The following is a 13,295-nucleotide window of genomic DNA, read 5'->3' as shown; positions in this document are numbered from 1 at the left end:
GTACATCCTTTCCGTCAGCCAATTTCCTCCCGTTTCTTCGCGTCGGAGGAGGACAGGGCCGCATCGCCCGACGACGCAGGAGGCGGCGCGGCGGTGGTGGTCGTGGTCGCCGTCGTGGTAGTTGTCGTGGTCGTGGTCGTCGTGGTGGTGGGCGGCGCGGTCATGCTGTACGTCGGCAGCGATTTAAAATACTTGACGATCCCATCCACCGATGCCTGCACGATTTTCTCCTGATAAGCGGGCGTGTTCAGCAGCTCCATATTGTGGGAGTTGGTCATGAACCCATACTCGATAAGGATCGCCGGGCAGTCATGCACCCGGCACAGGTAAAAGGGGCTCCAAGCGCAGGGCTCCGAGCGGTTGCCTGTCCCGTTCGCCTTTTCCACCACCCGCATGGCGTCGGTCACCGCGCGGTTGACCGCATAGGAATATTCATTGAAATAGTGGATGGAACAGCCGCTGGCGCTCTCCCCCTTGACGCCGTTCATATGCACGCTGACCAGCAGATCGGTGCCGTTGTTACGGGCATGCGCCGTGCGGCTTCTCATGTCCGGATTGTCGGGGTTGACGTCGGTGGTGCGGGTCATCACCACCGTGGCCCCCAATGCGGTCAGCTTGTCCCGCAGCATCTTGCCGTAGGACAGGGTCAGCGTCTTTTCATACAGCCCCGGAATGGTGCCGTAGGTGCCGCTGGACTTCCCGCCATGACCGGGATCCACCACGATGCGCACCCCCTTCAGCGGCGCGTTGGATGGGTTTTTGCCGATCCCGCTGGGATGCTTGAAGGAGAATTGCAGGGTGTTGCCGTCCCATATCACCGAATAGCCGTAGAACTGCCCCTTCGTCCGCAGATACAGACGGAGTACCGGAGTGTCTCCGTTCCCCTTTCGCCATTCCGCTTTGGACAGCAGGGGGCTTGCCGATACGTCGGGGGCGGAAGCCGGCACCTTGTCGGTGTAGGAAAACGTAATGTCCACATACTCGGTGGTCTGCCCGTACTTGTTGATGGAATAGTTGGGCGTATCCGTGAGCTTAGCGTATTTCTGAGGCAGCAGCTGCAGGTTGTACGGTATCCGCCAGTCGGCGTCCAGGCGCAGCACCGTGGCCTCCTGGTAAACCTGAACCGTCTGCTTGTTCAGCGAATTGGCGTTGAGTTTCTTATTGGTGCCGTACATTTCCACGTCCTTGACATACACGCGGCGGCCACAGCCCAGCAGATAATATTGGGTGGAGCCCAGAGACACCATTTTTTCCACCACGTCGAGCGTTCCCTTAGGCAGGTAGGCGTTGGTGGGCCGGGAATAATCCTCCACCGTGTTTCCGTTGAAGGTTTCGGCATATTCGTTTTTGACGACGATCATGTCCCCCGCCACCGTCGGCTTAACGGTGATGGCGCCGGATTTTTTCGTCTCCTTCAAGCCGTTGTAGGTCCCCGTAAAGGTCGCCGTTCCCAGCTTCTGCGACTGCCCTGCTTTTCCGGCCGGCAGCGTGACGGAAGCCAGATAGTTTTCAAAATCAGAAAGCGCCGGATCGTCCGCACCCTCCTCTTCCTTCAGAGGCGAGGCCTTCATGGTGTAGGTTTTGCCGTTGAAGGCCACCGTCACCTTGGAGCCCTTGCGGGCAATGGCGCTGAAGCCCACCGTACTCCCTCCCGCCATGGTCATGGCCTGGCTGGGTGAAACGCTTTTCAAGATGGTGAGGGTGTACGTCACCGTGAAGGTCACGGTTTTTCCGTTGCTGACAAAAGTGAAGGTGTTCTTCCCCGGCTTGAGCGTTACGTCCACGGCAAAGCCGCCCTTTTCGGTCAGCTTCAGCGCTTTCCCGTTCATCGTCACCGGGAAATTGGGGTCGGTGCTTCCTAAGAAGCTGAACTTGGACTCGTCGGTGGTCACCGCGGTTTTCTTGGGGGAGCTGAAGGTCAGCTCTTTGAAGGTGTATTCCCCGGTGATCACGCCGTCCATGGCCTTGCGCAGCACGGTGACAAAGCCCTCGGAGGTGTGGTTCTGCAGCGCCGCCAGGGAGTTGAACGCATTGCCGTACCAGTTCAGCGACTTCTGACAGGCCAGGTACTGGGTGGCCAGCTCGTCGCCCGTCCAGCCCTTTTCCCCGGCCCCCGCTTTGTCCGCCGACTGCATAATGTACAGCGGCACATTCCGGCTGCCGCATACGTTCGCCCACCAGTTCAGTACCGTTTCAAAGCTGGCGGAGGCGTTGCCGGTGAGCCGGTCATCCTTGACCATGACGAAATCGAACAGTTCGCCGTCCAGCCAGGCCAGGCTGTCCGCCCGGCCATCGGTCAGCTCCTCATAAACGCTGGCGGTTTTGGAGCCGCGGGCATCCACCGACTGGTGCGCCCACACCGCATTGGCCAGCAGCCCCACGTACGCGTTGCGGTTGGCCTGCCGCAGGGCGGCCGTCGTTTCGGTAACCGCCGCCGTGATGCTGTCGGTCATGAACTGCTGCATGGTGCGCCCGTTCCCCTTAGCGGCAAACGCTTCCTGATTTCCCTGAGCCTTGAGCGGATAGCTGTAGTTTTCCAGCAGCCACCCGTCCATCGCATACGCCTTTGCCGCGTCGGCCGCGAAAGCGCGCAGGCTCTGCGCGTCGGCGTCCGTGGTGGGATCCCAGCCCGCGCCCACCCGCAGATCGAGCACGCCGTATACATACAGGTTCTCCGCCCGGGCCGCCTCCAGCAGGTAGGCCACCGGATCGAAGGCCGCGCCGTCCGTTCCCGTAAGCCGGTAAGTCTCGAGCGCCTCGGTCTCGAACAGCGCCTTGTCCTTGTAGGTCACGGGCAACAGCAGCGTGTTGAAGCCCCAATCCTTCGCGGCCGTCATGGCGGCGTCCAGCTGGGCCTTCACCGCATCGGCCGTTTCCTTGCCGCTGGTCAGGTAATCCACCCCTGGGGTCAGCCTCACGCCCGACAGCTTATCCGGCCTGTGGAACACTATCGGCTCCGGTTCCGGCTCCGCCGACGCGTCGCTTTCCACGGGCAGCAGGGTGCTGCTGTCCACCAGCGACGAAGGGGAGTGGGAAAACAGACCCATGAACGCGTCCAGCACCCCGTTGTTTACCAGCAGAATCCCCACCGTCACCAAAATCGCTACCGCTGCGGTGACGGCAGAGCCTATCCATATCCCTTTGGGAACAGGTCTGCGTTTTGCATGATTGGCCATAGTCGTCTCCTTTTATACGTCCATCCTCGCTTACGTCTTCGCCTTCAGCAAAGGCAGCACATGTTCCACTTCTCTTTTGGCGGTTTCCAGATTGGCCCCCTTGAGCTCTCCTTTGGCGGCCGGATCGAAATAGGAATAGCTGTAAAACAGCATCCCGCCGATGTCCTTCTGCCCTCGCAGGAACTCCACCTGTCGCTTCATGATATCGTCGTGGTTTGCCCATTCCCCCCGGGCGCCGGTGCCGGCTGGCAGGCTGTGGTCGGCCCATTCGTCATCCGCTATGCCCGTCTTGTAAATCCCCACGCCGATGAGCAGGGACACGCTCGACGCCTTTTTCTGCCGCAGCCATTCCTTCGTACAGGTATCGAAGGCGGAGGAGTTATGCTCGAAGCCGAAATACACCTGCGGGCACAGATAATCGATATACCCCCGGTTGGCCAGCCATTTGGTGGTGTCGGCATATTCGGTTTCCCGCGCCCGGGTGATGTTGTGGGACGGGCTGATGCCGAAAACGCAGTTTTTCTTCCGGTGCACAATGGCATAGACCTGGGACACCAGCGCATCCACCGCCGCCCGCCGCCAATCCCCCAGTGACTGCCCGCCTCCCGGCTTGAAGCCGGTCTCGAAGCTCTCGGCCTGCTTGTGGTTGATGCCGATTTTGCTGTCGCTGTTGTTGGGATAAAAGTAATCGTCGAAGTGGATCCCGTCCACGTCATAGCCTTCCACGATTTCCCTCACGCCGTCCAGAATGGTTTTCTGCGCCGTGGTGGAGGTCGGTATGTAATAGTAACAGCGCCGGTTATATTGGCTGTTGGAAAACTTGGAAAACCATACGTCCTGCTTGGCGTTGTCCCCCACGGCGTAGCTTTCATCGGTGCCGATGCGGTAGGGGTTGAGCCAGGCGTGCAGCTGCAGGCCCCGTTTGTGGGCGGCCTGCACCGCGTAAGCCAGCGGATCGAAGCCGCCCGCTATCAGCGCCTGCACGGATTTGACCGGTTTGAAAATCTTCGATTTATAGTAAGCGTCGCTGTTGGCCCGCACATGGAGGATCACCGCATTCATCCCATACGACCGGCAATTGTCCATCAGCGTATCCAGCGCGGCCCTGGCCCCGGCCGCGTCCTTGCCCCCCAGCAGGACCTCCATCTCGTAATGGGACACCCAAACGCCCCGGAATTCCCCCTGGATCTGCGGGGCGGGCGGCTTGGTGGACGTCGTGCCCGCCGTCGTCGCGGAAGTGGCGGCGGAGCCGGTTGACGTTCCCGCAGCGCTGGTCCCGGCGGTGCCCGTCGTCGTCTCCGGCGGGGAGACCGACAAGGTGGTTGTCGCCTCTCCCGTGGTTTCGGTGAACTCCCAGGGCAGCGTGTCGTTAGCCCCCGGGTATTCCCCCCAATTTCCGTCCGATACCTGTCCCGGCACCGGCGGAGCGTCTCCCGCGCAGCCCACGCAAAGCCCTATCGCCGCCGCGAGCAGCAATCCGCCGGCCCGCCTGCAAAATCGTGTCCGTTTCATAACTCCCTCTTTTTCCATCACAAAGCGCCGGAGTCCTTCAGGCCAATAAACGATTACTTTATTTTACCGTCCTATTCGCCACAGGTCAACCGTTCCCGACAAAAAAATCCGCTTTTCTAATCTTTGCCATCGTGCTATACTGGTGGGGCGGTCACTGGTTGTCCGCGCCCGGCGGGTGTGAGCGCTCGCCTCCTTTAAGATTTCTATGTGCAAAGGAGCTCGTCCATGCCACTTGTCTGTAAAATTCTCCTGGTCTATCTGGCCGGGATCAGCCTGGTTGCCGTCGTCGTCACCATCGCGGACAAATCCCGCGCCCGTCGGCACAAGTGGAGGGTGCCGGAAGCCACCCTCCTGACCTTGTCCGCCCTGGGCGGCTCGGCGGCCATGTACGTCACCATGCGGTGCATCCGGCATAAAACCCAGAAGAAAAAGTTCATGTGGGGCATTCCCGCCATCTTTCTTCTGCAGCTGGCCGCCGCCGTTTTCTGCATCGTCACCTTCTTTTGAGAAAGGATCGCCTATGTTTGTCTGCACAGCCGAAGCCATCACAAAAGCCTATGGGGAAAAGCCGCTGCTCGGCGGGGTCTCCCTGACCGTGGCCGAAGGGGAAAAGGTGGGCCTCATCGGGGTCAACGGCACCGGCAAATCCACTCTGCTGAAAATCCTGGCCGGGGAGGAATCCCCCGACAGCGGCTCCGTCACGTACGCCAGCGGCGCGCGCGTCGGCTATCTGCCGCAGAATCCGGATTTTCTCTCCGGCGCCACAATCCTGGAGCAGGTGCTGCATGCCGCCGGCGCCGCCCATAAAGAATTCGAGGCCAAAGCCATTCTCACCCGCCTGGGGCTGCCTGACTTCGACCGTCCCGTGTCCCTGCTGTCCGGCGGGCAGAAAAAGCGGGTGGCCATGGCTGCCGCCCTCATTGCCCCCTGCGAGCTGCTCATTTTGGACGAGCCGACCAACCACCTGGACGGGCGGATGGTGGTCTGGCTCGAGGACTATCTGCAAAAATATAAAGGCGCCGTCCTGATGGTCACCCACGATCGGTACTTTCTCGACCGGGTGGTGGGGAAAATCGCGGAAATCGACCATGGCGGGCTGTACGTCTACGAAGCCAACTATTCCCGCTTTCTCGAGCTGAAGGCCCAGCGGGAAGAGATGGCCCAGGGCACCGAGCGCAAGCGCCAGAGCCTGCTGCGCCGGGAGGCCGAGTGGATGGCCCGGGGCGCCCGCGCCCGCGGCACCAAAAGCCGGTCCCGCATCGAACGGTACGAAGCCCTGCGGGATCGGGAAGCCCCGCCGGAGGACGACACGCTGGAGCTGCGGTCCGTCTCCACCCGGCTTGGCCGCAAAACGGTGGAAATCCACGGCCTGACCAAGGGCTTCGACGGCCCGCCCCTCATCCGGGACTGGGAGTTCCTTCTCATGCGGGACGCCCGGGTGGGCATCATCGGGGACAACGGCGCCGGAAAATCGACGCTTCTGAAACTCATTGCCGGACAGCTGTCCCCCGACAGCGGAGAAATCATCCGGGGAGAGACGGTGAAAATCGGCTGCTTTTCCCAGGAATGCGAGGAGATGGATCTGTCCCTGCGCGCCATCGAATACATCCGCGAGGCCGCGGAAATCGTGCAGACCCCGGACGGCCCGGTAACGGCCAGCCAGATGCTGGAGAAATTCCTGTTCACCGGCGACATGCAGTGGACGCCCATCGGCCGGCTGTCGGGCGGCGAAAGGCGGCGGCTGTACCTGTTGCGGGTGCTGATGGACGCCCCCAACGTCCTGCTGCTCGACGAGCCCACCAACGACTTGGACATCCAGACACTGACCATCCTGGAGGATTATCTTTCCGGGTTCCAGGGGGCGGTCATCGTGGTCTCCCATGACCGGTATTTTCTGGACAAGGTGGTGGATCGGGTCTTTGTCTTTCAGCCGGACGGCACTTTGAAACTGTACATGGGCGGCTACAGCGATTATCTGGAACGCCGGGAGGAAAACGCGCCCTCCCCGCCCCCCAAGCCGAAAAAGGAACCCCGGCCCTCGGAGAATAAGCCGAAAAAACCGCGGTTTTCGTTCCGCGAGCAGCGGGAATACGACTCCATCGACGCGGATATCGCCGTCCTCGAGGCGCGGCTGCGGGACGCGGAGGCCGCCGTAAACGCCGCGGTCAGCGATTACGTCCGTCTGCCGGCCCTGCTGGAGGAAAAAGCAGCCGTTCAGGCCGAGCTGGACGAAAAAATGGAGCGCTGGGTCTACCTCAGCGAACTGGCGGAGCAAATCGCCGCCGACAATTAAGCCGTCGCTGCGGGGGGCTGCCATTGTGGCAGCTCCCTTTTTTGTCAAATCTTTCAGTTTTGTAATCTTACTTGACAGGCCCTCCCCACCATGCTAAAGTGACAAGTGTACTATTTTGCATCATACACTTTAGCCGTTTAAGAAAGAGAGGGTGCCTCATGTTTATCGACTCTATGTCCCGCCAACCTGTCTACGAACAAATCGTTGACCAGGTGGAGCAGATGATCCTTTCCGGTCTGATGCGCCCCGGAGAGCAGCTCCCCTCCGTGCGCAGCCTGTCGCTCGAGCTGTCCATCAACCCCAACACCATCCAGAAAGCCTACGCGGAGTTGGACGGACGGGGCATCATCTATACCCTGCCGGGCCGGGGCGGCTTCGTCTCTCAAAACGCGCCCGAGCTGCTGGCCGAGGCGCGCCGCAGCCGCCTGGGTACAGTCAGGGAGCTGGCCAGGGAACTGGCGCTGGCCGGCGTGCCTGAGGATGAGGTGCTGGCCTGCGTGCGCAGCGCCTATGTCGAGTCCCGCCTGTAAGCGATAAGGAGGGGATTGCCATCATCACCGCTGAAAATCTGACCAAACGGTTCGACGATTTCGTGGCACTGGATCACATGACCTGCACCATCCCCCGGGGCTGCATTTACGGCCTGGTGGGCTCCAATGGCGCGGGCAAATCCACGTTTCTGCGCCTGATCACCGGCGTCTACCGTCCCGACGAGGGTAAGGCCCTGCTAGACGGCCAGTCCATCTATGAAAATCCCAGCGTCAAAAGCCGCATCGCCTTTGTTCCGGACGATTGGTATTACCTGGGCGGCGCTTCCATCCGTCGCATGGCGGCCCTATACAAGGCCGCCTATCCCGCCTTCGACACCGCCCGGTACCGCCAGCTGGTGGAAATTTTCCAACTGGACGAGACGAAACCGCTACAGCATTTCTCCAAAGGCATGCGGCGGCAGGCTGCCACCATTCTGGCCATATCCTGTCGGCCCGACTACCTGTTCCTGGATGAAACCTTCGACGGTCTCGATCCGGTGATGCGTCATCTGGTCAAGGGGCTTATCTGCGAGGACGTGGCGGATCGGCAGGCCACCGCCATCCTCACCTCCCACTCTCTGCGGGAGCTGGAGGACACCTGCGATCAGCTGGCCCTGCTCCATAAGGGCGGCCTCGTGTTCGAGAGCGATATCCAGAACCTGAAGACCTCCTTGTTTAAAATTCAAATCGCCTTTCTGGACGACTACGATCCCTCCCGCTTCACCGGTCTGGATTTGCTGCATTTCTCCAAGCGCGGCTCCGTCTCCAATCTGATCGTCCGCGGCGATCGGGAGCGGACGGTGGCCTGGCTGCGCGGGCTGCAGCCCGCTGTGCTGGACGTGCTTCCCCTGACGCTGGAAGAGGTGTTTACTTTCGAGATGGAGGCGCTGGGCTACACGTTTCATGATGTGCTGCAAACGGAAAGGAGCGCTGTGAATTGATGGTTGTTTTACCGGCCGCGCTCAGGCGTGCAGGCCCCTTTTGCCGGTTCTGTCCGGGCGGCTTAGCCGTTTCCCCTACGTCTGCGGAGAAGGGAGGGTGTCATGAGAAAGCACCTGTTTGATCGCAGCCTGTATCTCGACGCGCTTCGCCAGCTGAAATTTATCGGCGTGGCCGGCACGCTGCTTCTGTCGTTGGAGGCTGTCCTGATTCCCATCGGCTACCTCGTGCAGTCCTCCCAGCGCCACGGTTACACCGGCATCATCGCTCTGGACGCCATGGATATGCATCCCCTGTTGATTCTCTGCTTCCTTATACTCGCGCCCATTATGGTGCTGTATCTTTTCCAGTTTTTGAATAAGCGGCCTGCCTGCGATTTTTATCACGCCCTGCCCAACAGCCGCATATCTTTGTTTTTCAGCTTTTTTGCCGCGGTATTGACCTGGCTGACCGCCGCCGCCGTGGTGTCCACCCTTTTGTCGGTGGCCAGCTTCTCCCTGTTGGGCGCCCATTATTCATTCAACCTGCCAAGTATGCTCGTCCTATTGTTCAACACCCTGGCGGCCAGCCTGTATGTGGCCGCCACCTTCGCCGTCGGCATGTGCGTGACCGGCACGTTGTTTACTAACGTGACCGTTTCCCTCCTTCTGCTGCTGATGCCCCGGCTGCTGCTGGCGGTGTTCGGCGCCACGCTGCAAAGCCTGCTGCCGGCTATTCCATCCCTGAATTTCATCCCGCCTCTGGACGCCCAGTACAACGTGGTGACCAACCTGATTTTCGGTATCTTCACCGGCGATCCGAAGCTGTCCTTCACCTTTGCACAGGGCGGGGTATACACCCTGTGCGTCGGCGTGCTGTATACCGGGGCCGCCTGCTGGCTGTTTCACCGCCGCAAGAGCGAAAGCGCCGGCAAATCGGCCCCCAATCGGGTGCTTCAGACGGTTTACCGGCTGCTCATCGCCATGCTCATCTGTCTCATCCCCTGCGTCATGATCATCGACAGCCTCCTCGGAGAGAGCTCTATGGCCGCCGATCAGCAGTTTCTCTGCGTGGTCTGCTATCTGGGGGCTGTGTTCCTCTATTTCCTGTACGAACTGTTCACCACGCGGAAATGGCGCAGCCTGCTGCAATCCATCCCGGCGCTGGGTATTCTGCTGGTGATGAACGGCCTGTTTATCGGCGGTGTCACCGTCGCTTACTATTCCACCAAAAGCATCCAGCCCGACGCCGAAGACATCCAGGCGGTGCGCTTTATAGAGGAAGACAACACCAATGAATATTTCAGCGCCAAAACCTCCTCCGTGCGTCATACCTCCTCCGTTATCCGTGACGTGGTGTCCGAGCGGCTGGCCTATACCCTGAGTCTGTCGTCCAACAGCTACAACATCAAAAGAAACACCCCCGGCTTTGTCACCGAGCAGGTGATCGTCTATCTCCGTGGACGTACGGTGCACCGGAACATTCTGCTGAGCTCTCAGGACTTAAACACCATCGCCCAGGAGCTTGCGAAAAACCCCACCTTTCAGGAGGCCTATCTCAAGCTGCCGGAATCCCCCACCGTCAACGTGGACGGCTTGAACAGACAGCAGGCCGACACCCTGTATAAAACGCTGCAGGAGGAAGTGACCTCCCTGGACTTTACCTCCTGGTACAGCTATCTCACGGCGCGTCCATACGGCAACCCAGTATTTACAAACGGGTACGATGTCAGCGGGCATTCTTTCCTGCCGTCGGTGATGCTGTACGGCAGCCTCGGCACCCGGTCGTATCAGACCGCCATCCCGCTCGGTACGCTGCTGCCAAAAACCAGCGCCCAGTATATGCAGCTGTCCAATGAAAGCCAGAGCATCGACGTGCTCGCCTGCCTGAAGCGATCCGATTGGTCGGAATACGATTCCCTGCGGGTGCAGGCCCTGCAATTTCTAGATGAGAACGGCCGTCCGCGCTCGTTCGAGCGGTATTTCTCCGGCGATATGCTCCAGCTTCTGCAGGAGCCGCTGGCGGATCTGGCCGGTGCTTTGGAAGGCCTGTCGAACACCGCTCCCGACATCACAAAGCCTCTGTATGGGCTTTTTCTGGAAACTCGGGAAGGCGAACGAGCCATCTTGTATCGAAATGCGCCAGACAGTGCGCTCCCGGACTTTCTCCAGCAATTTGGCAAATCATAATGAGACGGCACGGCCTGAGAATGACCGTGCCGTCTTGTTTTTGCCCTAAAGCCGTTTCCTCCGGCTGATCCTGGCCGTCCCCAGCGCCGCTGCCGCCAGGGTAAGGCATCCTGTCAAGGCTCTCTCGCCGGTGTCCGGAGGAGACGATGCCGATACCGGGTCCGTCCCCTTGGGCGCGCCGTTTTCCACCTGTACCGTGACCGTATACCGGGCCGTATGCACCCCGTCCTCCGCGGTCACGAGAATTTGCACCGGTTTGGTAAAATCCAGCGGCCCGTTCACATTATGCGACGCCTTATCGGACACCGTCAGCCGCGGGGTCAGCGCCGTGAGATCCGTTCCTTTTGGAAGGGTCACCTGCACGGTTTTGGCCGCCTCATCAATCGTTCCCCGCGCCCCGGCCAGTTCGAAGCTGTTCAAGGCGCACTTCTGGCTGGGAGGGGCCATCACCCGCACCTGCATCCGATAGGAATACGAGGAATCGTCCTCCTCCAGCCCCTCGAACGTAAGCGGCTCTTTCGTGGAAACCGCCTGTATTTCCAGCGTGTAGCTACCCGCCCGGCGGGGCACCTCCACATAAAAATACCCGTCTCCCTCGTCGGTGACCGGCAGCGTCCGGCCGTCCAGCCTGGCGGTGACATTCAGGTTTTCCCTATCCGGATGATGCATGCGGATAACCGCCGGGTCGTCTCCCACCTCGGCCTTGACTAAGTAGAGTGTGGCGTTTGGGTTCTCGCCGGCCAGGCTGTCCTCCAGGAGCTCGCCCAGCGTCCGGCCCGTCTCTTCCCCAGGCGCTGCGCCGGGAAGCTGGCCGGTCAGCTTTTCCCAGGGCACGTCCATCAGATCGGCCAGCATTTCCCCCATCAGAGTTCTCCCGTTCCAGTCCATCCCCAGCCTCTCGGCCAAAACGGCCACAAAGGCATTCGGTAGGTCGGTAAAAACGGGCAGTCCCATTTCCCGCGCTGTCTCGCTCAGCATGGTCAGCAACGCGCTTCCCACCGGATCACCAGGCGCATACGTCCATCCCTGCTGTCCCAGCAGGTCGGCAAAAAAGCCGTTTAAGTCGGGGTAGGAATCCTGCACCCGCAGGCCGGCGCTTTCCGCCGCCGCCTTCAGCACATCCAGCGTCAGTTCCCTGCTCAGCAGCGGCAACAGCGTATTAAAATCCCGTCCCAGCAGATCCCTGATACTTTGTCCCGTCGCGTTCATCTCCCCGAGCGTTGTCCCTTCCGGCAGCGGATATGCATACAGCTCGGCGGCGGTCAATCCCATCACACCTAGCGCCTCGGCCTCCCGCTCCGTGAGGTTGCCCTGAGACAGGATGGTGTCCGTCAGCCGGATTAAGGCGCCGCCCCGAATCTGCACGTCGTCAAAGCGGGAAGGATACGACAGCTTCAACCCGATGAGAGCCTGAACCTCGGCCGGGGCGCAGGCCTCCTCACCCTCTGGCGTCATAGCGTCCGCCTTTGCCTGTACGGCTTCGAAAGCCGCCTGGGCACGGCGCATATCCGTCCACAGCATTCTCAAGGGTGGCATTTGCTTCATCACCAGCGTGAAGCGAGGCAAATCGTCCGTGTTCCATCCGCCTGTCGTTTCCTCCCACTCTGCCTGACGCAGCTGATCCTCCCAGGCGGACAGGCGCCCGGCATATAGAGCGGCCGGAAAGTCAGTCAGGGACGAGCCGCTGAGGTTGAGATAGGATAAGGCGGGCAGCGCGTCCAGCCACCCCTCCGGAATCCTTTGCAGCTCCGGGTTGCCGCTCACATCCAGCCACTCCAGATTGACCGCGTATTCCAAGCCCTCCAGGCTTTTGACCCCCATTTTCCTGATGCTGAGTCTTTCCAACCCCTCCATATCCGCCTGGGTCAAAGCCGTGTCCCCGGCTATGCCCAGCTGCGCGCGGACAGCGGCTCTCACCCCCGCGTCCAGCGCTTCCTCGCGGAACCCTCCAGCCGAAACGACTGGCCCGCCCGGAGGCAGGCCGATGGTCATGAGCAAAGCGGCAGCCGCTCCCAGCAGCCGATTGGCCACATGGTAATTTTTCATACAATTCGCCAATCCTTTCCTTTTTGGTGTAAGGGCGCCTATTATTATACATTTTTCTTACGTTTTATCAATATATTTTCTATATATAACAATAAAAAACGCTGTATTGTGAATAAAATTCACAATACAGCGCTAGACATATTTGTCCGTGGTTTCGCCATACTAATAACCGAGGGGTTTAACCATAGGTTCCCGGGAAACCAGGCCGCTTCTGAAGCGCCCTTGTTCCCCAGGAGCCCATAGAGAAAAGGATGGTGCGTCCGCTTGGAGCTTCTGCATGGCCTGCTGCGTTCCCTGGTGGACGTGGCCATTGTGCTGTTCGAGTTTATCGGCGTGTTTGTTATCATCAGCGCGGGCATCAAGGGCATCTGGGGCTTTATCTGCCGCCATCCGTTGACCCGGCTGAATCTGGCCAAGGGGATGGCCACCGGCCTGGAGTTCAAACTGGGGAGCGAAATCCTGCGCACCGTGGTCGTGAGGGAATTCTCGGAAATCTATACCGTAGCGGCCATCATCGCCCTGCGGGCGGCGCTGACTTTTCTGATCCACTGGGAAATCAAAAACGAAGAAGCGCACACCGAGCAGCTAACAGAGGACGCCGAGGAGCCCCACGAATAAAGGGACCGCAACT

The 13,295-nt window shown here is 60.1% G+C and carries 9 protein-coding genes; 6 read left to right on the top strand and 3 right to left on the bottom strand.

The window, feature by feature from the left end; genetic code table 11:
- Nucleotides 1–14: 14 nt before the first annotated feature.
- Both ACSAMM_RS01735 and ACSAMM_RS01730 read right to left on the bottom strand, forming a co-directional pair.
- The gene (locus tag ACSAMM_RS01735) at nt 15–3,176 is read right to left on the bottom strand and encodes an N-acetylmuramoyl-L-alanine amidase (RefSeq protein WP_457789337.1); all 3,162 of its coding nucleotides are present in this window, start codon (nt 3,174–3,176) and stop codon (nt 15–17) included.
- Nucleotides 3,177–3,206: 30 nt separating this feature from the next.
- Nucleotides 3,207–4,688 carry a glycoside hydrolase family 10 protein gene (locus ACSAMM_RS01730; protein WP_457789335.1) on the bottom strand — a complete coding sequence of 494 codons (1,482 nt, stop codon included), beginning with the start codon at nt 4,686–4,688 and terminating at the stop codon, nt 3,207–3,209.
- 225 nt (nt 4,689–4,913) lie between these two features.
- Between ACSAMM_RS01730 and ACSAMM_RS01725 the strand changes: the two genes are divergently transcribed.
- The 5 genes from ACSAMM_RS01725 to ACSAMM_RS01705 all read left to right on the top strand — a co-directional run bounded on the left by ACSAMM_RS01725 (nt 4,914) and on the right by ACSAMM_RS01705 (nt 10,618).
- A complete protein-coding gene (locus tag ACSAMM_RS01725) occupies nt 4,914–5,195 on the top strand; it encodes a DUF1294 domain-containing protein (protein WP_178720690.1) in 282 nt (93 codons plus the stop codon).
- Between the two features lie 13 nt (nt 5,196–5,208).
- A complete protein-coding gene (locus ACSAMM_RS01720; protein ID WP_457789332.1) occupies nt 5,209–6,981 on the top strand; it encodes an ABC-F family ATP-binding cassette domain-containing protein in 1,773 nt (590 codons plus the stop codon).
- A 158-nt stretch (nt 6,982–7,139) separates the two neighbouring features.
- Nucleotides 7,140–7,511, top strand: a complete 372-nt coding sequence (locus ACSAMM_RS01715; protein ID WP_178723719.1) for a GntR family transcriptional regulator — start codon at nt 7,140–7,142, stop codon at nt 7,509–7,511.
- Between the two features lie 62 nt (nt 7,512–7,573).
- The gene (locus ACSAMM_RS01710; RefSeq protein WP_457789330.1) at nt 7,574–8,452 is read left to right on the top strand and encodes an ABC transporter ATP-binding protein; all 879 of its coding nucleotides are present in this window, start codon (nt 7,574–7,576) and stop codon (nt 8,450–8,452) included.
- Between the two features lie 102 nt (nt 8,453–8,554).
- Nucleotides 8,555–10,618 (top strand): hypothetical protein, encoded by a 2,064-nt coding sequence (locus ACSAMM_RS01705; RefSeq protein ID WP_457789328.1) that lies wholly within the window; start codon nt 8,555–8,557, stop codon nt 10,616–10,618.
- A 45-nt stretch (nt 10,619–10,663) separates the two neighbouring features.
- Here the strand turns inward: ACSAMM_RS01705 and ACSAMM_RS01700 are convergent, their stop codons facing one another.
- Nucleotides 10,664–12,664, bottom strand: coding sequence for a DUF5018 domain-containing protein (locus tag ACSAMM_RS01700; protein ID WP_457789326.1), 2,001 nt, complete (start codon nt 12,662–12,664; stop codon nt 10,664–10,666).
- A gap of 264 nt (nt 12,665–12,928) precedes the next feature.
- On the opposite strand from ACSAMM_RS01700, the gene ACSAMM_RS01695 reads away from it, so the two are divergent.
- Nucleotides 12,929–13,282 carry a DUF1622 domain-containing protein gene (locus ACSAMM_RS01695; RefSeq protein ID WP_178723710.1) on the top strand — a complete coding sequence of 118 codons (354 nt, stop codon included), beginning with the start codon at nt 12,929–12,931 and terminating at the stop codon, nt 13,280–13,282.
- Nucleotides 13,283–13,295 lie beyond the last annotated feature (13 nt).

It is taken from the genome of Anaeromassilibacillus sp. SJQ-5 (assembly GCF_054108045.1).
The sequence above is the reverse complement of the archived record's forward strand: the minus strand, read 5'-3'. Positions and strand labels throughout refer to the sequence as shown.

Excerpts from the sequence above, each read along its gene's own strand:
- ACSAMM_RS01735 (WP_457789337.1), bottom strand. The coding sequence starts at position 3,176 with ATGGCCAATCATGCAAAACGCAGACCTGTTCCCAAAGGGATATGGATA.
- ACSAMM_RS01730 (WP_457789335.1), bottom strand. The coding sequence starts at position 4,688 with ATGAAACGGACACGATTTTGCAGGCGGGCCGGCGGATTGCTGCTCGCG.
- ACSAMM_RS01725 (WP_178720690.1), top strand. The coding sequence starts at position 4,914 with ATGCCACTTGTCTGTAAAATTCTCCTGGTCTATCTGGCCGGGATCAGC.
- ACSAMM_RS01720 (WP_457789332.1), top strand. The coding sequence starts at position 5,209 with ATGTTTGTCTGCACAGCCGAAGCCATCACAAAAGCCTATGGGGAAAAG.
- ACSAMM_RS01715 (WP_178723719.1), top strand. The coding sequence starts at position 7,140 with ATGTTTATCGACTCTATGTCCCGCCAACCTGTCTACGAACAAATCGTT.
- ACSAMM_RS01705 (WP_457789328.1), top strand. The coding sequence starts at position 8,555 with ATGAGAAAGCACCTGTTTGATCGCAGCCTGTATCTCGACGCGCTTCGC.
- ACSAMM_RS01700 (WP_457789326.1), bottom strand. The coding sequence starts at position 12,664 with ATGAAAAATTACCATGTGGCCAATCGGCTGCTGGGAGCGGCTGCCGCT.